21 protein-coding genes and 2 pseudogenes are annotated in these 20739 nt (G+C 62.1%); 10 read left to right on the forward strand and 13 right to left on the reverse strand.

Annotation, left to right across the window (positions count from 1 at the left end; all coding sequences use genetic code 11):
• Nucleotides 1-49: 49 nt before the first annotated feature.
• The gene (locus tag ABIB91_RS26350) at nt 50-358 is read right to left on the reverse strand and encodes a hypothetical protein (protein WP_219685625.1); all 309 of its coding nucleotides are present in this window, start codon (nt 356-358) and stop codon (nt 50-52) included.
• A 378-nt stretch (nt 359-736) separates the two neighbouring features.
• On the opposite strand from ABIB91_RS26350, the gene mutL reads away from it, so the two are divergent.
• Entirely contained in the window at nt 737-2548 is a 1812-nt protein-coding gene (gene mutL, locus ABIB91_RS26355; protein ID WP_354168573.1) for a DNA mismatch repair endonuclease MutL, read from the forward strand.
• A gap of 7 nt (nt 2549-2555) precedes the next feature.
• Here mutL and rsmD read toward each other — a convergent pair whose 3' ends face one another.
• Nucleotides 2556-3110: a 16S rRNA (guanine(966)-N(2))-methyltransferase RsmD gene (rsmD, locus tag ABIB91_RS26360; RefSeq protein WP_027520407.1), complete on the reverse strand. Its 555-nt coding sequence runs from the start codon at nt 3108-3110 to the stop codon at nt 2556-2558.
• A 2-nt stretch (nt 3111-3112) separates the two neighbouring features.
• Entirely contained in the window at nt 3113-5224 is a 2112-nt protein-coding gene (locus ABIB91_RS26365; RefSeq protein WP_354168576.1) for a pseudouridine synthase, read from the reverse strand.
• 119 nt (nt 5225-5343) lie between these two features.
• Between ABIB91_RS26365 and ABIB91_RS26370 the strand changes: the two genes are divergently transcribed.
• Nucleotides 5344-5802 carry a nucleoside deaminase gene (locus ABIB91_RS26370; protein ID WP_007596901.1) on the forward strand — a complete coding sequence of 153 codons (459 nt, stop codon included), beginning with the start codon at nt 5344-5346 and terminating at the stop codon, nt 5800-5802.
• Here the strand turns inward: ABIB91_RS26370 and ABIB91_RS26375 are convergent.
• From ABIB91_RS26375 to ABIB91_RS26385, 3 genes are all read right to left on the reverse strand, one after another.
• On the reverse strand, nt 5799-6704 hold the full coding sequence (locus ABIB91_RS26375; RefSeq protein WP_354168579.1) for an alpha/beta fold hydrolase: 906 nt from the start codon (nt 6702-6704) through the stop codon (nt 5799-5801). The two genes, ABIB91_RS26370 and ABIB91_RS26375, sit on opposite strands and share 4 nt — an antisense overlap.
• A gap of 169 nt (nt 6705-6873) precedes the next feature.
• Nucleotides 6874-8157: a phosphoribosylamine--glycine ligase gene (gene purD / locus ABIB91_RS26380; protein ID WP_354168581.1), complete on the reverse strand. Its 1284-nt coding sequence runs from the start codon at nt 8155-8157 to the stop codon at nt 6874-6876.
• Between the two features lie 221 nt (nt 8158-8378).
• Nucleotides 8379-9287, reverse strand: coding sequence for a hypothetical protein (locus tag ABIB91_RS26385; protein WP_354168583.1), 909 nt, complete (start codon nt 9285-9287; stop codon nt 8379-8381).
• 788 nt (nt 9288-10075) lie between these two features.
• On the opposite strand from ABIB91_RS26385, the gene ABIB91_RS26390 reads away from it, so the two are divergent.
• The 3 genes from ABIB91_RS26390 (at nt 10076) to ABIB91_RS26400 (ending at nt 12351) form a co-directional block, all read left to right on the forward strand.
• A complete protein-coding gene (locus ABIB91_RS26390) occupies nt 10076-10651 on the forward strand; it encodes a GIY-YIG nuclease family protein (RefSeq protein WP_354168585.1) in 576 nt (191 codons plus the stop codon).
• A 123-nt stretch (nt 10652-10774) separates the two neighbouring features.
• Nucleotides 10775-11548, forward strand: a complete 774-nt coding sequence (locus ABIB91_RS26395) for an AbiU2 domain-containing protein (protein ID WP_354168587.1) — start codon at nt 10775-10777, stop codon at nt 11546-11548.
• A 104-nt stretch (nt 11549-11652) separates the two neighbouring features.
• Nucleotides 11653-12351, forward strand: a complete 699-nt coding sequence (locus tag ABIB91_RS26400; RefSeq protein WP_354168589.1) for a hypothetical protein — start codon at nt 11653-11655, stop codon at nt 12349-12351.
• 679 nt (nt 12352-13030) lie between these two features.
• Here ABIB91_RS26400 and ABIB91_RS26405 read toward each other — a convergent pair.
• Both ABIB91_RS26405 and ABIB91_RS26410 read right to left on the reverse strand, forming a co-directional pair.
• A complete protein-coding gene (locus ABIB91_RS26405) occupies nt 13031-13324 on the reverse strand; it encodes a winged helix-turn-helix domain-containing protein (RefSeq protein WP_354168591.1) in 294 nt (97 codons plus the stop codon).
• Nucleotides 13324-13662 (reverse strand): annotated as a pseudogene (locus tag ABIB91_RS26410) (hypothetical protein); the annotation flags it as partial. The pseudogene ABIB91_RS26410 and the gene ABIB91_RS26405, both read right to left, overlap by 1 nt.
• Nucleotides 13663-13724: 62 nt before the next feature.
• Between ABIB91_RS26410 and ABIB91_RS26415 the strand changes: the two are divergent.
• Both ABIB91_RS26415 and ABIB91_RS26420 read left to right on the forward strand, forming a co-directional pair.
• The gene (locus tag ABIB91_RS26415) at nt 13725-13979 is read left to right on the forward strand and encodes an REP-associated tyrosine transposase (protein ID WP_502917018.1); all 255 of its coding nucleotides are present in this window, start codon (nt 13725-13727) and stop codon (nt 13977-13979) included.
• A 409-nt stretch (nt 13980-14388) separates the two neighbouring features.
• The gene (locus ABIB91_RS26420) at nt 14389-15201 is read left to right on the forward strand and encodes a Crp/Fnr family transcriptional regulator (RefSeq protein WP_219685638.1); all 813 of its coding nucleotides are present in this window, start codon (nt 14389-14391) and stop codon (nt 15199-15201) included.
• Nucleotides 15202-15347: 146 nt separating this feature from the next.
• On the opposite strand, the pseudogene ABIB91_RS26425 reads toward ABIB91_RS26420, so the two are convergent.
• Nucleotides 15348-15560 (reverse strand): annotated as a pseudogene (locus ABIB91_RS26425) (transcriptional regulator); the annotation flags it as partial.
• A 174-nt stretch (nt 15561-15734) separates the two neighbouring features.
• On the opposite strand from ABIB91_RS26425, the gene ABIB91_RS26430 reads away from it, so the two are divergent.
• A complete protein-coding gene (locus tag ABIB91_RS26430) occupies nt 15735-16721 on the forward strand; it encodes a crotonase/enoyl-CoA hydratase family protein (protein WP_354168593.1) in 987 nt (328 codons plus the stop codon).
• Nucleotides 16722-16755: 34 nt separating this feature from the next.
• On the opposite strand, the gene ABIB91_RS26435 is transcribed toward ABIB91_RS26430, so the two are convergent.
• Nucleotides 16756-17670 (reverse strand): LysR substrate-binding domain-containing protein, encoded by a 915-nt coding sequence (locus ABIB91_RS26435; protein WP_007596914.1) that lies wholly within the window; start codon nt 17668-17670, stop codon nt 16756-16758.
• Nucleotides 17671-17848: 178 nt separating this feature from the next.
• Between ABIB91_RS26435 and ABIB91_RS26440 the strand changes: the two genes are divergently transcribed.
• Both ABIB91_RS26440 and ABIB91_RS26445 read left to right on the forward strand, forming a co-directional pair.
• A complete protein-coding gene (locus ABIB91_RS26440) occupies nt 17849-18202 on the forward strand; it encodes a hypothetical protein (protein WP_354128661.1) in 354 nt (117 codons plus the stop codon).
• 15 nt (nt 18203-18217) lie between these two features.
• Nucleotides 18218-18742: a DUF8737 domain-containing protein gene (locus ABIB91_RS26445; protein WP_354168596.1), complete on the forward strand. Its 525-nt coding sequence runs from the start codon at nt 18218-18220 to the stop codon at nt 18740-18742.
• A gap of 112 nt (nt 18743-18854) precedes the next feature.
• On the opposite strand, the gene ABIB91_RS26450 is transcribed toward ABIB91_RS26445, so the two are convergent.
• From ABIB91_RS26450 to ABIB91_RS26460, 3 genes are read right to left on the reverse strand one after another with little or no spacing between them, the layout of a single operon-like run.
• Nucleotides 18855-19154: a winged helix-turn-helix domain-containing protein gene (locus tag ABIB91_RS26450; RefSeq protein WP_007596917.1), complete on the reverse strand. Its 300-nt coding sequence runs from the start codon at nt 19152-19154 to the stop codon at nt 18855-18857.
• Nucleotides 19154-19708, reverse strand: a complete 555-nt coding sequence (locus tag ABIB91_RS26455) for a hypothetical protein (protein WP_354168598.1) — start codon at nt 19706-19708, stop codon at nt 19154-19156. Before ABIB91_RS26455 ends, ABIB91_RS26450 begins: the two co-directional genes overlap by 1 nt.
• A complete protein-coding gene (locus tag ABIB91_RS26460; RefSeq protein ID WP_354168600.1) occupies nt 19705-20715 on the reverse strand; it encodes an alpha/beta hydrolase in 1011 nt (336 codons plus the stop codon). The genes ABIB91_RS26455 and ABIB91_RS26460 overlap by 4 nt, the downstream gene beginning before the upstream one ends.
• Nucleotides 20716-20739: the final 24 nt, after the last annotated feature.

Below are 20739 nucleotides of genomic sequence, written 5' to 3' on the forward strand. Positions count from 1 at the left end.
AAACCTCCGGCCGCCATGCGACCGGAGGTTTGCCGTTTCGCTGGCTGCGTCAGTAGCGCTTGCCGGTCGCAGCACCGCCCGACACGGAATCGTCAGCCGTGCCCTTATGCGTCGCGCTGCCGGTGGTGCCGACCGTGCCCTTCGTACCCTTGGTCGACTTCATGCCGACCTTCTCACCCGCGGCTCCCTGCTGTGCGCCGAGATCCTCTTCATCGCCGCTCGAGGCACCGCCCTGCATGGTCTTGCCCTGCGCGCTGCCACGCAACTTGGTGTCCGACGATGCGCCTTGTGCGAGAACCGGTCCCACCAGCAGTGCGGAAAGAGCGCATGCGATTACAGAGGTCTTCACTACCTTCATCCATTTCTCCTGGATTTTGTTCGCGATGAGCGGTTGGTGTTTTCGCCGTTCGCCTGGACTGGACCATCCCATCGCGCAGAGAGCCGAACGGCGCAGTCGCCATGCAATCCGGATCGTGTGGTCATCGTTGAGGGATTTCGCGGCGGTTTCGCGGAATTGTGCTCCTCATATGCGGCGGTGCGGAACAAGTTGCGGACCGCGAACGCGACGCTCGGGCTCGCGGGGTCGTCAACGACGGCCCCCGCGACCGGCGCGATCGTCCAATGTCTTCAATGTGATAAGCCTCCCTTTTCCCCAGGGCGCGACGCGCCTGTTGCTCACCCGATGCTTTTGACGCAACACGGCATAGAATAACGCCCCGAATCTGAAATCGAACTCATGCCCGTCCGCCAATTGCCCGAACAGGTCGTCAACCGCATCGCCGCCGGCGAGGTGGTCGAACGTCCTGCGAGCGTGGTCAAGGAACTGGTCGAGAACGCCATCGATGCCGGCGCCAGCCGGATCGACGTTTTTACCGATGGCGGCGGACGGCGGCGGATCGGCATCACCGACGACGGCGGCGGCATGACCGCCAGGGACCTCTCACTGGCAGTCGAGCGTCACGCCACCTCCAAGCTCGACGACGAGGACCTGCTGCAGATCCGCACGCTCGGATTCCGCGGCGAGGCGCTGCCCTCGATCGGCTCTGTGGCGCGGCTCTCCATCACCACGCGGCATGCCAGCGAGCCGCATGCCTGGGCGCTCAATGTCGAGGGCGGCGAGAAGTCCGAGATCATGCCGGCCGCGCTCGCGCACGGCACGCGGGTCGAGGTCAATGACCTCTTCTACGCCACGCCGGCGCGGCTGAAGTTCTTGAAGACCGACCGGACCGAGGCGGAAGCGATCCGTGAGGTGGTGCGGCGCCTCGCGATGGCGCGGCCGGAAATCGCCTTCACGCTCGCGGGCGAAGAGCGCGCCCCGGTGACCTGGGCTGCGGCGCTGCCCGGCGTCGCCGGTCGCCTCACGCGTCTCGGCGACATCCTGGGGGCAGAGTTCCGCAGCCATGCCATCGAGGTCCACGCCGAGCGCGAGGGCGTGGCGGTCGCCGGCTATGCCGCAGCGCCCGCGCTGACCAAAGCCAACGCGCTCGGACAATATCTCTTCGTCAACGGCCGTCCGGTGCGCGACAGGCTGATCTTAGGGGCGGTACGCGGGGCCTATGCCGATTATCTGCCGCGCGATCGTCATCCGGTGCTGGCGCTGTTCGTCACGCTCGATCCGCGCGAGGTCGACGCCAACGTGCATCCGGCCAAGACCGAGGTGCGGTTTCGCAACGCCGGCCTCGTCCGCGCGCTGATCGTGCACGGATTGAAAGACGGGCTTGCACGGGAGGGCCGGCGTACGGCCGCCAACAGCGGCGAGAGCGCGCTGTCGTCGTTCCGCCCCGCATTCACGCCGCGCCCGGCAAGCTGGGATTGGCGGGCGTCGCCATCCGCCCCGGTCGCGCCGATGCCGTCATTCGACGGTGCGGCTGCGCCCACCTTCGCCGAGCGCGCGCAGGCTGCGTTCGATGTCGGTGCGCCCAGTGCGGACGTGCGGATCGAAACGCAGCCCGCCGGCGATCTGGTCCACCGCCCGCTCGGCGCGGCGCGCACGCAAATCCACGAGACCTATATCGTCTCGCAGACCCGCGACGGCCTGATCATCGTCGACCAGCACGCCGCGCATGAACGCATCGTCTACGAGCGGCTGAAAGCCTCGCTGGCTGCCAACGGCGTGCAGCGGCAGATCCTGCTGATCCCCGAGATCGTCGAGATGGACGAGGCCACGGTGGAGCGCCTGCTCGAGCGCAGCGAGGAGCTGGCGTCGTTTGGCCTCGCGATCGAATCCTTCGGCCCCGGTGCCGTTGCGGTGCGCGAGACGCCGTCGCTGCTCGGCAAGACCAATGCGGGCGGGCTGTTGCGCGATCTTTCCGAGCATATGGCCGAGTGGGACGAGGCGCTGCCGCTGGAGCGCCGTCTGATGCACGTCGCCGCCACCATGGCCTGCCACGGCTCGGTGCGCGCCGGCCGAAGGCTCAGGCCGGAGGAGATGAACGCCCTGCTCCGCGAGATGGAGGACACCCCGAACTCCGGCCAGTGCAATCACGGCCGCCCGACCTATGTCGAGCTGAAGTTGAGCGACGTGGAGAAGCTGTTCGGACGGAGGTAATTCGAAATTACGGCCGCTTCAAAAACACGAACTCCGTGTCGTCATACGCGCGCCGCTCCAATTCCTCGAAGCCTTCCGGCGTGACGAACTGCGCAGCCTTCGCCTCTTCCACGACGAGCAGCGCGCCCGGCGTCAGCCAGCCGCCGTCGCGCAGGCTCGCAAGCGCCTTCTCCGCAAACCCCTTGCCATAGGGCGGATCGAGGAACACCAGCGAGAACGGCTCGACCGGATGCGCAGGCCCGAGATCGGTCGCATCACGACGATAGACTTTTGTCACGCCACCCAAGCCCAGCGTCTCGACATTATTCCGCAGCAGGGCGCGCGCCTCCGCGCCGTTGTCGACGAACAGCACGAATTTCGCGCCGCGTGACGACGCCTCGATGCCCAGCGCGCCGGTGCCGGCGAAGAGATCGAGCACGCGCGCATCCGCAATCGGATCGTCATAGGCGTGCACGAGGATGTTGAACACGGACTCGCGCAGGCGGTCCGCCGTGGGGCGGATGTCGCGCGAGGACGGTGAGGCCAGATTGCGCCCCTTCAATCGACCGCCGACGACGCGCAACGTCAGTCCTCCTTCGGCGCCAGATCGCGCTTGCCGTGATAGCCGCGCTTGGGACGGCGCGGCGGGCCGTAGCCGCTGGCCTCAGCCTCGTTGCGCTCGCGCGCTTCCTCGCTGCCGGTGCGTTGCACCAGGACGCGGCGGCCCTTGCGGTCGTTGATCACGCCGCGCTTGCTCGCGGGCTTCTTCTCGCGCGGCGCGTCGTCTCCCTCATGCGAGGCAGATTTCTGCGGCACGTCGAACTGCGCACCCGATTTCTCGATGATCTTTTCGCCGAGCTGGTCGCGCAGCACGCGGGACTTGATCTCCTCGACCTGGCCCTCGGGGACCTCGCCGAGCTGGAACGGGCCGTAGGAGACCCGGATCAGCCGGTTCACCTCGAGTCCAAGATGAGCGCAGACATTGCGCACTTCGCGGTTCTTGCCCTCGCGGATCGCGAAAACCAGCCAGACATTGGCGCCCTGGTCACGCTCCAGCGTCGCGTCGATCGGACCGTATTTGACGCCCTCGATCTCGATGCCGTTCTTCAGCTCGTCGAGCTGCGCCTGCGTGACGTCGCCATGGGCGCGGACACGGTAGCGGCGCAGCCAGCCGGTGTCCGGCAGCTCGAGCGTGCGCGCGAGCCCGCCATCATTGGTGAGCAGCAGCAGGCCCTCGGTGTTGAAGTCGAGCCGGCCGACGCTGATCAGCCGCGGCAGACCTTCGGGCAAATTGTCGAACACGGTCGGACGTCCCTCGGGATCGTCATGGGTCGTCATCAGGCCGCGCGGCTTGTGATAGAGGAACAGCCGCGTGCGCTCGCGCTCCGGCAACGGCTTGCCATCCACGGTGACGACATCGTTCGAGGTGATGTCGAGCGCCGGCGAGTTGATGACACGACCGTTGACGCTGACGCGGCCCTGCGTGACCATCTCCTCGGCATCGCGGCGCGAGGCAAGGCCCGCACGCGACAGCACCTTGGCGATACGCTCGCCAGCTTTCTTCGGCTTGACCTCTTCCTCGCGGCGCGGCCGCCGCTCGGAATCACGATCGCGCTCGCGATAGGCGCCGCGACCGCCGAAGGCCGGACGCTTCTCGAAGATCCTGCTCTCGTCCTCGTTTTCGCGGCGCGGACGGTCGCCGGAACGAGCTTCGCTGCGGGGATGCTCGTGCCAGTCGGAGCGGCCCTCGGAGCGCTCGCGCGGACGATCGAATTTCGGGCGATCGCCGCCGCGATCGAACCTGGGACGATCATCGCGGGGGCGATCGAATTTAGGCCGCTCGCGGAATGGACGGTCACCTGATGGACGATCGTCGCGCGAACGCGAAAAGCGCGGACGGTCGTCGCCGCCGCCTTGCCGATCGTCGCGCTTCTGCCAAGGCTTGTCCTGACCGCGGTCGCTGCCGCCAAAATCCTTGCGCGGACCCTTGCTGAAGTCCTTGCGCGGCGGCCGGTCGCCGCGTGGGGCCGCATCGCGCTTCTGCCAGGGTTTCGAATCGCTGCGCTCGCTGCGATTGCGGTCCGGTGCGCCGCGCGAAAACTTCCGCTCGCCGTCGAACTTGCGTTCCGGACGGTCGCCACGCGGCGCGTAAGGTCGCTTGTCGCCAAACTTCGTGTCACCGGTTCGGCCGGCCGGACGGGAATCGTCGCGATCCCTGCGCGGCGGACGGTCATCACGCCCATAGGACGGGCGATCACCGCGCGGTTTGAACGACCGCTTCTCGCCATCGCGCGAGGGGCGATCAGAAAATGGGCGGTCGCCACGGGGCTTGAAGGGGCGCTTCTCGCCGTCGCGCGACGGACGATCCGAAAACGGACGGTCTTCACGCGGCTTGAAGGGCCGATCGCCACGCGGCTTGAAGCTGCGCTCACCACGATCTTCGCCGCGCGGCCGGTCTTCCCGATTGAACTTCGGACGGTCGCTGAAGTCGCGGCGCGGGGCGTCGCCCTCCTCGCGGCGGCGGACCGGTCGGCTGTCACGGTCGCCGCGGGGCGGGCCGCTGTCGCCCTTGCCCTCGAAGCCGCGCTTGGCGAACTTCTTCTCGGGGCCCCGCGCCTTGCCGGAACGGCCGCCCTTGGCCGGGCCGCGATCACGACGGCCGCGGGAATCGTTGTCTTTGTCGCTGTCGCGAGGCATGAATAATCTCACTCAGGGGGTGGCCAGAAAGCATTGTGCGCGCTCGTTTCGAGCCGCATGCTCAGGCAAATTCGGTAAGCACTTCTGCTGAAGGCGCAGCTACTAGCAGGTTTCTCGCGATGATACGAGGCTTGAAAGCCCCCTCTTTCATGGATTTGGCGCTCAAAACGGCCGAAAACGCCGGAAAGGCGGGCGAAGTTCCGATCGGATGCGTCGTGGTCCGCAATTACGAGGTCATCGCCACCGCGGCGAACCGGACGCTGACCGACTACGACCCCACGGCGCATGCCGAGATCGTTGCGCTGCGCGAGGCGGCCAAAAAAATCGGCAGCGAGCGCCTGGTCGACTGCGACCTCTACGTGACGCTGGAGCCGTGCACCATGTGTGCGGGCGCGATCTCGTTTGCAAGGGTGAGGCGCCTGTATTACGGCGCCGCCGACCCCAAGGGCGGCGCGGTTGAATCAGGCGTGCGGTTCTTCACCTCGCCGACCTGCCATCACGTCCCGGATGTCTATTCCGGGGTCGGCGAAAGCGAGGCGGCGCGGCTGCTCAAGGACTTCTTTCGCGAGCGGCGCTAAGGCGCGGCAAAGAACTCGCGCAGCGCCTTCGCGGTCACATCCGGGTTCTCCTCGGTGAGAAAGTGCCCCGAATCCACCGGCATGCCATCCACGTTGGTCGCCCACTGCTTCCAGATGTCGAGCGGGGTGGCGGCGGCTTGCGCTACGCCCGCGTTGCCCCACAGCGCCAGCATCGGAATCGTGATCTTCTTGCCGGCCTCGAAATCGGCCTTGTCGAGATCGTAATCGAAATAGGCGCCGGCGCGATAATCCTCGCACATCGCATGCACGCGGGCGGGATCGCGGAACGGGGCGATGTAGTGTTCGAGCGCACGCTCGTCGATGGCCTCCAGCGTCTTCGATCTGGTCTGGCTCGCCATCTTGAAGCGGAGGAAGAACTCGCCATTGCTCGCGACCAGCGTCTCCGGCAACGGGGCGGGCTGCGCCAGAAAAGTCCAGTGATAGATCTTCAGTGCGTAGGCGCGGTTCATCCGCTCCCAGTAATTGTAGGTCGGCAGGATATCGAGCACCGCGAGCTTCGACAGCCGGCCGGGATGATCGAGCGCCAGCCGATACGAGACGCGGCCGCCGCGATCGTGGCCGGCGAGCGCGAAGTGCACGTGGCCGAGGCGCTCCATCGCCTCGACCATGGCCTTGGCCATCGCGCGCTTGCTGTAGGGGATGTGCAGCGCGTCGCTCTCGGGCATGTCGGACCAGCCATAGCCGGGCAGATCGGCGATGATCAGCGTGAACTGGTCGGCCAGCTGCGGCGCGACGCGGTGCCACATCACGTTGGTCTCGGAGAAGCCGTGCAGCAGCAACAGCGGCGGTCCCTTGCCGCCGACGCGGGCGAAGATGCGGCCGAGGGAGGTGTTGATCCATTCGGAGGCGAAGCCGGGATAGAGGTCGGCGAGATCGGACATCTTCTGCATCCTTATCTGTCAGCGTGGGCTGTTCGGTCTTGAGAATGCCCCAAAACAAAAAAGTCGAAAAACAACCCCATGCACAGTAGCTAAGTCCAACCGCCGCCTACACAATTTCGGAGTGCCGACGGCGCGGGCGGAAATTGCGCGCGCGTGCGAAAAAAGCCTGTCAGCCCTTGGACTTCTCGGCGTCCACCGCCTGCCAGCCGATGTCGCGGCGGCAGAAGCCTTCCGGCCAGTTGATGCGGTCGACGGCCTGATAGGCGCGGGCCTGCGCTTCCGTCACGGTCTTGCCGAGCGCGCAGACATTGAGCACGCGGCCGCCATTGGCGAGGATGGCGCCGTCCTTCTCGACCGTGCCGGCGTGAAAGATCTCGGCGGTCTCGACCTTCGCGGCGTCGTCGAGCCCCTCGATCCGCGTACCCTTCTGATAGTCGCCGGGATATCCCTTCGCCGCCATCACCACCGTGAGTGCGGCTTCCGGATACCAGCGGAGGTCAAAGTTCTTCAGCTGGCCGTCGCAGGCGGCGAGGAAGGCCGGCACGATGTCCGACATCATCCTGAGCATCAGCACCTGGCACTCGGGATCGCCGAAGCGCACGTTGAACTCGAACAGCTTTGGGCCCTGCGTCGTCAGCATGATCCCGGCATAGAGGATGCCGCGAAACGGCGTGCCGCGCTGCTTCATGCCGGCGACTGTCGGCAGGATGATCTTGGCCATGATCGCGTCATGGACCGCCGGCGTGACCAGGGGCGTCGGCGAATAGGCGCCCATCCCGCCGGTGTTCGGACCGACGTCGTGGTCGAACACGCGCTTGTGGTCCTGCGCGGACGCCAGCGGAATGGCGGTCTCGCCGTCGCACAGCGCGAAGAAGCTGATCTCGCGGCCCGGCAGAAACTCCTCGATCACGACCTCGGCGCCGGCCTCGCCAAAGCCGCCCTCGAACATCATGGCGATGGCGTCCTCGGCCTCGCGCACCGACTTGGCGACGACGACGCCCTTGCCGGCGGCAAGGCCGTCGGCCTTGACCACGATCGGCGCGCCCTGGCTCTGGACGTAAGCGCGCGCATCGGCGGCGTTAGTGAATCGCTTGTAGGCGCCGGTCGGAATGCCGAACTCGGTGCACAGCGCCTTGGTGAAGCCCTTCGAGCCTTCGAGCTGGGCGGGGATCCTGTCCGGCCCGAACGCCTTGATGCCGGCGGCGGTGAGGTCATCGACGATCCCGGCCGCCAGCGGCGTCTCCGGGCCGACCACCACGAGCTCGACCGCATTCGCCTTGCAGAAGTCGATCACGGCGGCATGGTCGGCGACATCGAGCGCCACGCATTCCGCCTCGCGCGCGATCCCGGCATTGCCCGGCGCGCACCAGAATTTGGTCACAAGGGGAGAGGCTGCGATCTTCCACGCCAGCGCATGTTCGCGGCCGCCGGAACCAAGCAGGAGAATATGCATCGAGGGCTCGAAAAATAGAGGTTTGCTGGACGCGAGGTCGCACGAATCGGGGTGGGGCTCAAGGGGGGCGGCCCGAACTCCCCGTCATTCCGAGGCGCGCGTGCTCCTGCTGTCCATCTATGGCGTAGACCGATGCCGAAGCCGGTTGGCGATGTTCTTTGCGCATCGCGCACGCCCCTAATCATTTGAGGAGCAGGGAACACGCCCTCGAAGCTGCCCTTCTAGCGACGGGCCCTTCTCAAACTTTGACCAATGCGCGCAAGCGTAATCCGCTGCGACACTGGAGCCTGATCCGGTCCGCCCACTATTGTCCCCGTTGGAACGCTGTCCCTGTTCTTTACCACATCAGGTACCCCCGCTTTCTTAGCCACCAATCTCCACTTTCTGCGGAATTCGGTCGTGGACCAAGGTAAGCCGGTAACATCGTTTATGATAATTGGGCCGGACGTTGGGAGGGCCAAAATGTCGAGGCCAAGCGCCTTGAACTCCGCCAACACCATCGGAGCCTTCTTCAGATCGACTTCAATCGGGCGGCCGCTTGATCCTGTCGTGTGCCGCAAGATCAAATTTTTGTCGATGTCGGACCAACGTAGGCCACGGAGCCACTTCCGACCATGGATTTCAACGTCGGAGCTTCCCGGCTCCCCGACAGGAACCCACTCACCAATTACATCCTTTTGGCCAAGCCTCAATTCGAATTGAAACGCTTGAACGAGAGCTATCGAATACCAACCAAAGTGTTCGCGAGCCGTGCGACGGATAGCTTGGACATGCTCGACAGTTAGTTGCACGAAGCGCGGTCCCTGAGTGCTAAACCGGCTCTCGCGAAGTATTTCCGCAAGACGCCTGCACTCTGGATCTTCGAGGAGCGTAAAGCCAAACTTAAATAGAGCCCGAAGCCGCGCGATCATTTCATTCGCTGCGGCAGTCCTACCGCCAGAACCCGAAACTTTGTACCAGTAAAGCAGCGTTGGCGCCTTGATGCCTCGGACCTGATGTTGGCCGTATTTTTCACTCATCCGATCGAACGTGCGGCCCTGCTTGATGCGCACCTGATAGCGAAGTTTTTGGAAAGGCGAGTCCAAATCGCTTCGATAGGAATCTATTAGTTGCTTGAGCGTTAGCGCCATTGTCCGTCACAGCCCCTCGGCGTGCGAGTACATCAACAGAAGCATGGTGATAATCACAACCGCCGCAGCTATGCCGACCACTCCATCGGCACGGATAACTGCTCCGAGGAAGTGTATTTCGAGTCGTTGAAATTGGTCCACCAGATTAGCTCCGTGCTACTTGGCTCAGACGATCCGAACCGATGTCGCCATTGGGTCAGCGTCGGCACGTGGTGCCAAGACTATTCGGCGCTCAAGAAAGATCCTGAGTGATCGTAAGGCCTTAAGCAGGACGCAGTGTCATCAGCGCTCTTGCAAAAAAACCGCTGATGTAGGCGACCGAAAACTACTATGCCGATAAGTATCTGAGTGCGCTGTCAAACCCCCGCGCGATAGCGCGACAACATGACCGGAAGAGACTTTGGCAGACCACCCCTGCAGAAAGTGGATGATCGTTCAAGTGGTTGGCCTGATCAGCGGTTTTTTCTCTTCCGTCCGGGCCGTCCGGACTAGCGCGTAGCATGGGTTGAGCCGAGCGAAACTCATCACACGTGTTTCTCGAAGCATCCGTAAAGCTAGCCGACCAGGCGCCACCCGCGGTTTGTCGTCACTTGCAGTCGGATGACAGCCGCGACGACGGAGAGCGGGAATAGGAAAGCGATGGGCTTCGCAAGAGCTCAACCCATCCTACGAGCGACACGTTCCGGGCCAACCCCGTCACCCAGCAGCTTAAGATGTGCCGGCCGTAGGTTGACAGACCTCGAGCCTATCACTTCATTTGCTGAGCCGGAAACCATCCAGGAGCCTCGATGGCATCCATCTACGCTCTCTATTCTTGCCGCGACGGGCGGGTGCGATACGTCGGGATGACGACCGGCACCATCGATCGCCGTTTTGTGCAGCACCGGCGGGGTCCTTATGACGGGATAGGTGTCGTGCGAAGCTGGATGCGTGACGAGTGGAATGACGCCTTTCCGGTTCGGACCGCATTGCTCGAGTGGTGCGACATAAGTCAGGTCAGCGATCGTGAAACATACTGGATCAATCTCTTCGACAATCTCCTGAATGAGCGGAAGTATTATCGCCCTCAGCAGGCTCCGCAGTGCCGTGCGCGTACTCCCAGGATTGACGTAATTGCAGAATACATGCGCAACCATACCTTCAATTTTGAAGGCAGACACGGCATCCATTATCGGCACAGCCTTGATATGTATTTTGTGCTCGTTCCCGACAGGGATGAGGGGCTTTGCCCATTGATCGGCGATGAGCTTCCTGGAGGAAGCAGGGCGATGTGGTTTTCCGACCTCGCCCGCGCCATCAATGCGCGCGACAGGTATCGTGGCCTCTTCCCAAAGATGCAGTGGCCGCGTGACAAAGTGATTTAATCAGCCCGTAGGATGGGTTGAGCTCTTGCGAAACCCATTGCACTTGTTTCGTGGTAACGTCGCGTCATGACCGCGCACCGCCGCGTTCTGGGGTGGAGTCCAAGAATTTGAAGCGAGTCGCTAATGGTCGATATGAAATGGTTGAAACAGCTAACAAAGACGGAACGGATCGATCAAGCTAAGGTCAAGATGGAAAGACTCCTTGATCACTTCCTTTATGTTATTGAGTTGCACGCAAACAATTCATTCGTGGTGTACTCACCGACGCTCGCATCGCAAATTCCGGCCTCTTTTGCAGCTAACGCCTTCGAGGTTTTCCAGCGCAGTATGCACCAGATCGAGATCGTCAGACTTTGCGCCATATGGGACAGCGCTGATGCCCAAAAAGAAAATATTTCGACCGTCGTAGAACTGATTGATGACAGTGAAATCATCGAGCAACTCGGCGACGAGAACCTACACTATTGGAGCGGTAAGACAGCTTCGATTGGCAACCCCTCCACCGATCCTAACCTTGCCCGGCTCGAACGCGAGGCGATAGCGGCGAGCGAACGCCAGTTCGGGAGCGAACAGGCAGCGAAAGCTAAGACGGAGCTCAGGCAGGCAATAGCCGACAGTCGCGCGATTATTGCGTCGGCGAGATTGGCTTCCGTGATGAACATCCGCGATAAGAATCTTGCTCATTCGTTGGAGTCCACGCGGCGAGAAAAGCACGGCCCAATTCAGCCGATGAAATACGGCGATGAAACAGAACTCTTGAAGGCATCGATACCTATCATCGAACGGCTGTATTGCTGGGTGAGCGGGAAGAGCTTTTCTGTCGAGGACTCTTGCAGGATTGACCAGAAGAATGCCGAGGCTCTCTGGAATGGCTGCACCTTCAACGTGCTTCGATGATGGATAGCGTAAGGACGCTGCGGGCTTACTGCGAAGAATGCCAAACGTACCGCAGAACCGAGAACTCTGAACGAGCCCCGTAACCAGTCGGGGTTTGGTGCCGCATGGACAAGACAAACGACCTTGAAGAGTTTTTCGAAGATGCGGCCTCTAACCGGATGGTCAATACGGCCAACTTTGCGGCCGAGTATCAGATTCTTAGCCGCATCAATAAGTGTTTCACCGCGCCGGCATTCCATTTCTCCAAATCCAAGTCGTTCATCTGTGCGCTGCTTTTCCTGAGGTCTCAGTACGCCTTCAAGTCTGCGGTTGGCATGTCACTGTCGGGCCAGGTAACAGAGGCTTTTCAGATGACAAGGTCTTGCCTGGAGCACGCTGGCTACACGCTGGCGATTTCTGAAAAGCCAGAGCTTGAGTCGGTCTGGATGGGAAGAAATATGACGCCTGAGGGTATGAAGGCCCAGAAGACGGCTTTCAAGATCAGCGAGGTTAGAGCAGCCATCACGAGACATGATGCTCTATTGGCCGAGATCTTCAGCGAGAACTACGAGCGCGCGATTGATTTCGGCGGCCACCCGAACCCGCATGCGACCATGAGTACGATCACCACGGGCGGGACTGAAGCGGAATTTTTCTCGGTCGAGGCGCTAAGCAGTGACCCAAGGGTGCTGATGCACGCGCTCAAAAGTACCGCGCAGGCCGGCCTCACAGCTCTGCATATCGTCAAGTTTGTTTACCCGTCTGAGTTTGAGCAGCATGGAGTAATTCAAGAGATGGATGCACTGGCCAAAGAGAACCTTTAGTCAAGCTACCAGAATCTCAAAAGACGTAACGCCCATGGCGCCAATTCGCTCCCGCCCCAGACCAGCCCGAGAACACCGATAACGGCTGTAGCTGCCCGGGCGTAGACTAGAGCGGCCAACGGTCTCCGGATAGCATTGATGGCCGGAACGCCCTCAGCTGTCACGCTGGGCGGCCAGAATTTTACGGTCAGTTTGGGGGGTGGCGTCATCACGGAGTACTCCATTGAAGCATCATGGAGCCCTCCGAATCAGCAGAGGTATGGAGACATAGATTCGGGATCGGCGCAACGCACCGCGCCGACCTCTCAACGTCAATGACAAAACGGTGGATGCCCATCGCACAACTCTCCCATTAAGGAAGTGTATTGCTGTGCTTCAGAAGGACAGAAGTTTGTCGCCGAGAAAATCAGGCTCCGCAAGAGCAAAGTATCACTACTCAAACCGTTGATGTTTCAGGGGATTTTTTCTGCCCTCCAAGGCCGAAGCTTCCTGGGCAATTTCGGGCCTCTAGGCGCGCCGTTCGGGGAAACTAGTCTGCTTGAATAGCCTTTGATGACCCCTCTTCAGCCACTCCGCCACCTCGGCGCCATCCCTCGGACATCTACGGGCCAGGACTGACACCCAGAGCGCTCCATTGCCTCCGGACGAGTTCGTGGAAGTTCGCGTCAGCTTCAGCCGATCAAACCTGCTTCCCCGCAATAATCTCCTGCAACGTCGCCACATGCCGCGCGAACGCTCCGCGCCCCGCCGCCGTCGGGGTGACCGTGGTCTGCGGCTTCTTGCCGACGAAGGCTTTTTCGACATAGCCGGCCTTGGCCAGCGTCTCGATATGCGCCCCCAGATTGCCGTCGGTTGCGCCGGTGAGCTTTTTCAGCCGCGAGAACTCCAGGCCGGTAGACACGGGCAGCGCGTTCAGGGCCGCCATGATCTTCAGCCGCAGCGGCTGGTGGATGATGTCGTCGAGCTCGGCCATCAGATCCGCCGCATCCAGAGGCCGCCGAGGATCAGGCCTCCGCCATTGACGAAGGCCATCCAGAGCGGGAACGCCTCGCCGATGTAGAAATAGCCGATCAGCGTCAGCGCGGAGATGCCAACGCCGATCGCCATGAAGGCATAGCCGAACCAGAGACCCGCCAGCGTATAGAACAGCATAAGGTAGAGCGGCCAGAACGTGCCGAGCTGGCGCGGGCCGAAATGACCGATCACATTGGTGCAGAGATAACCGAAGGCGAAGAACAGCACGAACACCAGAAGCAGTCTGACGTTGAAGGCGATGCCATGGGAGTGATGCGGCGGATTGAAGATGCGCAGCCCGTAGGATGGGTTGAGCCCTTGCGAAACCCATCGCACTTGTTGCGTGGTAACGTCCCGTCATGACCTCGTACCGCCGCAACTTCGTTTCGGGTGGGTGTTTCTTCTTCACCGTTAACCTGGCGGAGCGGAAGCTAGCGTTGCTGACGGATCATATCGGGTTGTTGCGCACGGCGTTTCGTGAAACGCACCGACGCCATCCATTCACGATCGATGCCATCGTGGTGCTGCCCGATCACCTTCACACGGCGTGGACCTTACCAGAAGGTGATGCCGATTCCGTGACTGGGCGCCCTCCTCGTTTCATCGCCGCATAAAGCTCGGCAATTACCCGGCCGATTGGGCCGGCGATCAGTCGGATGACGGCCGCGATTTCGGAGAACGGGGATAGAGAAGCGATGGGTTTCGCAAGGGCTCAACCCATCCTACGAGCTGAAGACGTCAGCTAGGAAGCCAGGAGCGGGCGCTTCCGGAACCATCATCGCTCGATCATCCCGCAGGTCCCGCTCGCCGAGTCGCCCAACGGGCGTGAATAGTATGATGTATGCAAGATCCTGCTTGCGCGGCGAGACGGCGGCAGTGTCTCCGCAAATGTCCGTGCTTGATCTCGACCAATGGCTCTGTTTGGATAGTTGCGTTTCGCGCAACTCGTATTCGGATAATCATAGTGAATGAAAGAGATGGATACCGACGTTCAATGGATGCTCTTTCACAAGAGAAAGCATCGTGACCCTCTACCGTACCGGCATCGGGAATCGGCTTTTGGCGGCTCTGCCGCCGGCGGATCTCGGCTTGCTCACGCCCCACTTCCGGAAGGTCTCCTTTGGGCCAGATGCCGTTTTGGTGCGCTCGGGCGATGAGATGGACCCGGTCTACTTTCCCCATAGCGGCGCAATCGCCTTCATGCTCGATATGCCGGACGGGCAAACGGTCGCAACCACCTTGATGGGACGGGAAGGCGCTTTGGCCTCTTTTTCCGTACTCGGCCCATCGCTTTCATCCGTGACCGCGATTGCACGCATGGCGGGCACAGCATCATTGATTTCCGCCGCCAAATTTCGGGATGCCTATGCGCAAAGCGCGGCCATCAGGAATGTCGTTCAGCTCCACGCCCGCGCGGTGTTATTGCAACTCCAGCACGTAGCCGCTTGCAACGCGCTGCACCGGGTGGATGGCCGCATGGCGCGGTGGCTTCTGCAGCTTCACGACCGCGTTCCCGATGACCTCCTCCCGGTGACGCAGGAGGCGCTTGCGCAATTGCTTGGGGTGCGGCGGACGACAGTGACTCTGACGATGAGCAAGCTACGCGAGGCCGGAGCCGTCCCCTCCGACCGGCGCGGATTTGTTGAGATCGATCGGGCGCGGCTCGAGAGGGTCGCATGCGACTGCTATGCGCTTATGCAGCGCAAGATCGATCGGATGTATTGCCAGGAATTGTCGGCGCCCCAACCTACCCGTGCGCCGTTCCGGGAAAGCGCCATCGTCTCGTCCGGCGGAGCGAGGGGTGAATCCAGAGCCGTTTCGCGGGCGGAGAAGTAGAGACCATGCGATGACCGCCTTCGGTCAGAAGCTGCCATTAGGTAGCAGGCCGGCGCAGGTCCGCAACGGGTCACAAGCCGTCGATCACGCCCGTGGTGGGAGACTTCCGCTTTGCGTTAGTAAGCCGACGTTTATGAGCACACGTCCTAGCTCTGCTTCCCCGCGATGATCTCCTGCAATGTCGCAACATGCCGCGCGAAAGCGACGCGGCCGGCGGCGGTGGCGGTGACGGTCGTCTGCGGCTTCCAGCCGACGAAGGCCTTCTCCACCGACACGTAGCCCGCCTTGGCCAGCGTCTCGATATGCGCGCCGAGATTGCCGTCGTTGGCGCCGGTGAGCTTCTTCAGCGGCGCGAATTCGGGGCGAGGCGAGTCATCTCATGGCTTGACATCGTAGGAATGAATGTCGCTCGCCATATCATTTGACTGTGAAGTTCTCCTTCACGCCCTGTGAGTTTTATCTTGGATAGCCCCTGTCGAGCATGCGTCCTATCTCTCCTCAGCAATTTCAAAGCTCTCACAGGAGACACTGAGATGAACGACATCCCCGCAAAGCGCGATGAACTCCACCAGAAAGAAGTTTATTCGCCGCCTTCTCGACGGCTTTCTGAGCAGAACGCGGGCGGAATACATCGCCGAGCGTTTCTAGCTGCAAGTGCAGGCGCCACGGTTCTGCTTGGGGGCCCGAGTTCTGCGCAGGTCCAATCCCCGGTTGCCTCTGCTCCAACGGGTTCGGGCACAATGCCAAGCAATGTCAGAGTGGAACGCGTGGACGGCTCAATTCTGCTGATCGGCATTCGGCAGGAGACCGACGGTGTCGACCTATCAAGCGTCATTGGCTTGGGTCGCCTGATGTATATGCTCGACCACGATGACGCGCTGCGCGTCGCAGTCCTCTACTCCCAAGGCTCCGACTTCGTTGGCGGTGTGCTCGATCCTGACAGCTGGGCGCCAGTCTTGCGCACGGGCAAGTTCCCGGAAATGTCTGAGTTCATCAATCCCGTCGGCACGATACCTCCTCGCAGGCAGAAGCCACTCGTCGTCGCCGTCCAGGGCAAATGCCAGGGTGCAGGCCATGAGCTTTTCCTGGCGGCAGATGTCCGCGTTGCAGCGAGCGATACCGTGTTCGCCCAACCAGAGGTCACCCGCGGACACTTCCCTGCTGGGGGTGCACCGATCACGTTCGTCCGGGAGGCGGGTTGGGCGAATGCGATGCGCTACATGCTGACAGGCGACGAATGGAGCGCCGATGAGGCCTACCGAATGGGATTGGTTCAATACGTGACGCCGCCCGGAAAGCAACTTGATCGGGCGATCGCAGTCGCTCGCAGGATATCGGCCGCGGCTCCGCTTGGAATTCGAGCGACAATCGCCTCGGCCCATCGCGCGCTGAGCGAAGGTCAGGAAGCCGCGTACGCGGCGCTGTTTCCTGAACTGGCTCGATTGGCTCAGAGCGACGATCACCAGGAATATTTCCGGGCGCTTGGGGAAAAGCGTGCTCCCGCCTTCCGCGGGCGCTGACCGCCACACCGGGGCGGCCCAGTGAGTGCAGGCGTCAACGGCGCCGAGACTTGGCGTGATGGTCAATGAAAGCGCGCAGTTTCGGCAAGATTTGGCGCTTGCTCGGATAATAGAGAAAAAGGCCGGGCGTTGTCGTGCCAAAGCGCGTCAACACCGCCTGCAATCGGCCCTCCGAGATATGAGCCTTAACAGGTGGGCCAGGCACCTGCGCAAGTCCCAAACCCTCCACTGCCGCTTCGATCAGCGTCGGATAATCGTGCGCGACAAGCGGACCCGAGACGACTGCCTCGATCGTTCTGTTGCCGTCGAGAAACGACCACGGCACGACTGATCCGTTCGGCCGGCGCAGACGCAGACAGGCATGGCCACGCAGGTCGTCGATAAGCTTCGGTCGTGTCCGTGCGCGCAGATAATCGGGACTCCCGACAACGACGAACGGGAAGGGCTGGGAAAGCCTGACCACAATCATGTCGGCGTCGATGAACTGACCCATCCGGATGCCGGCGTCAAATCCTCCGGCGGCGAGATCTACTCGCTCCTCGCTGGCAGCGATCTCCACTTCGATCTCGGGATAAGCCTTGCAGAACGAGAGGATGACCGGCTGCAGGATCAGCGGAACGACCGCTCTGGGAACGGCGAGCCGCAAAAGCCCGACGGGACGTTGCCCGAGTTCGCGCACGGCAGCTCCGGCCGCGATGAGCTCTTCAAAGGCTGGTCTGGCGCGGGACAGGAATTGCTCGCCAGCTTGAGTGAGGCCGACACTGCGCGTTGTGCGAACGAACAGGGCAACGCCCATGCGCGCCTCGAGCGCGCGCACCGCCTGGCTCATCGCCGATGGGGTGATGCCCAGCTCTGCGGCCGCCTTTCGAAAGCTGCGGTGCCGGGCAACGCTGAGGAATGCCTCCACACCATCGATCGTGCCCTGCTTCATTGTGAAGTTCTGCTTCATGGCTTGTCCACTTTATAGCGGATAGTGGACCGACGAAAGCTTTCTTAAGTTCAGTTGCAGAGCGAGACGCCACGCCGGCGGGTGACTTGGTTGCCTATCGCGCCAGAGTCGGAGCCTGAAAACGATGACGCAAGTCCGGAACGCCGCCCTCACCTTCATCCTCATAGGAGCCCTTGCCATGACTGAAGCATCCATTGCCCAAACACAAAACCTATCTCCCGTAACAACTGGGGTGATGGTTATCCTGACGGCCAAGAGCAACGTCACACGCGAACAGGTCATGGCTGTAATGCCGGCCGAAGTCCGACAGACCGTGCAGCTCTACGTCGGCGGGAAAATCCGGGAATGGTTCTCGCGTGCCGATGGCCGCGGTGCTGTCTTCTTGCTCGACACCAGGGATGTCGCGGAAGCGCACGCGATCATGGATGATCTGCCGCTGGCCCGGCAAGGCCTCGTCGATCACGAGTACATCGCGGTCGGTCCGTTGCTGCCCCTTCGGTTGCTTCTGGCCAGCCCGGAACGCCCGCAATAGCGAGGAGGCAGAGAAATGACCGCCATCAACCTGCCATTTGTTCTGAGCGTCGTCGGCGCCTTCCTGACAAGTTCAGCGATCGGTTACATCTATGTCTGGCCATGGCTGCGTAGCCTGCCGCGATTTGAGGCTTTGCGATTGATTGCGGCCTTTCATGCCTTCAGATTCTTTGGGATGAATTTCCTGGTGACTGGATTTGTGTCGCCGGAATTGAATCCGGATTTCGCCCGTCAGGTCGGATGGGGCGATTTCATCGCCGCGGCCTTGGCCCTTGGCTCGATGGCGGCACTCTCCCGGCGCTGGTCGATCGCCATTCCAGCTGTTTGGGTCTTCAATGTCTGGGGCACGATCGACCTCCTGAACGCATACTACATGGGAGTGACACAACTCAGAGATCCCGGTCTGATGGGCGCAGGGATTTACGTGCCCGCACTTTACGTCCCCTTGCTACTTGTCAGTCACGTTCTGATCTTTCTGCTTCTGTTTAAGGTCGGACCAGCGGAAGAATACTCGTCGACTCCGGCGCCGGCTCGCAACTAAGTCTCTTCGCATCCCGTACAACCCGGTGACGTATGCGCAGCATAGCGATGTGGGCCTGGTGGCAAGCGAACAACGAGCGCGCCAGCTTCGGAAGATCAGACCTATTGGAAGATCAGACCTGCTTCCCCGCAATGATCTCCTGCAACGTCGCGACATGCCGCGCGAACGCGCCGCGGCCTGCCGCGGTGGCGATGACCGTGGTCTGCGGCTTCTTGCCGACGAAGGCTTTTTCCACCGATACGTAGCCCGCCTTGGCCAGCGTCTCGATATGCGCGCCGAGATTGCCGTCCGTCGCGCCGGTGAGCTTCTTCAGCCGGGAAAACTCCAATCCTGTCGCGGCCGGCAGCGCGTTCAGTGCCGCCATGATCTTCAGCCGCAACGGCTGGTGGATGATGTCGTCGAGCTCGGCCATCAGATCCGCCGCATCCAGAGGCCGCCGAGGATCAGGCCTCCGCCATTGACGAAGGCCATCCAGAGCGGGAACGCCTCGCCGATGTAGAAGTAGCCGATCAGCGTCAGCGCGGAGATGCCGACACCGATCGCCATGAAGGCATAGCCGAACCAGAGACCGGCCAGCGTATAGAACAGCATGAAGTAGAGCGGCCAGAACGTGCCGAGCTGGCGCGGGCCGAAGTGACCGATCACGTTGGTGCAGAGATAACCGAAGGCGAAGAACAGCACGAACACCAGAAGCAGTCTGACGTTGAAAGCGGCGCCATGGGAGTGATGCGGCGGATTGAAAATGCGCAGCGCCACCAGACCGCCGGCGCCCAAAGTGTCCACGGCGACCCAGGCGTAGACCGCATAGACCGGCCAAAGCCAGGTCACGAGATTGGCCGCGAACACCAAGAGGCCCCACCAGACGGCAGCAAAGCTCGCCAGCTCATAGAGCTGCGATTGCTTCACGCGCTGGACGATGTCGTCGATATCGGCCAGCGCCGCGGACGCTTCCTTGCTGTCGATCATGACTGCCTTGCCCCGCGCGTCGCCACATCGTCGGCGATGACCGAAATCGCCTTCGGGTTGGTGACGATGCCCATATGGTTGATGCCGTCGATGACCTTGACGTCGACCGACGGTTTGATGGCCTGCACGACTTCCGCATATTTGTCCGAGATCATCATCTCGTCCTCGGCGCCGCCGAAGATCGTGACCGGACGTGTCGTCGCCGGAAGATCGATGCGATAGCCGCGCGTCGCGAAATTGCGCGTCAGGCGATCGGAATAGGTGGAGACGAGGTACTTTGCCGAAGTCGCGGGCACGGCGAGCGCGAGCACCGGAAGCTGCGAACAGCAGTCGATGCCGAGCTTGCGCAGCGTGGCGAGCGCGAAGAAGCGCGGCAGGTCGACATTGGCCCAGCCGCCGGCATGCGGCTTATTGGTCGGGGCGTCATAGCCGAGATATGGCGCGAGCAGCACGGTGCGCACGAACATGTCCTGCATGATCGGTGTCGCGGCGATGCGCAGCGAGAAGCCGGCGCCGGCGGAATGGCCGATCAAGGTGAGCGGCAGCTCCGGCGCGGTCTTGCGCACCTCGGCGACGAAATCGACGAGGTCGTCCTCGAGCTGGCCGACATAGCCGATGTCGCCGCGCGTGCCGGAGCCGCCATGGCCGCGGATGTCGAGCGCCCAGGTCTCCACTCCGCGCGAGGCGATGGCATGGGTCAGGGCATGATTGACGGTGCCGCTGGAGCCGGACGAGCCATGGATGAAGATCGCGCCGCGGCCGGTCGCGGGGCCGTTGGCAGCGTAGTGGCGGAAACCGATCCAGGTGCCGTCGCGGGCCTGGAAGCGCTCTAGGGGCGGGAGGGTGGACCAATCGATGCCCTTGGCGGAGTCGGAGACCGATCGCATCTCGGGCGGCCGCGTCAGCGGGGTTGCGATCATCGCGATCAGGATCAGCGCCACGGCGCCGACCGCACAGAGGGCCCATTTCATTCCGTTCAACACGCCGCGCAGCAATCGAACTGCCATGATCCACTCCCCTCAAACCGATCA

This window comes from Bradyrhizobium sp. JR4.3 (assembly GCF_040547695.1).
Classification (GTDB): domain Bacteria; phylum Pseudomonadota; class Alphaproteobacteria; order Rhizobiales; family Xanthobacteraceae; genus Bradyrhizobium; species Bradyrhizobium canariense.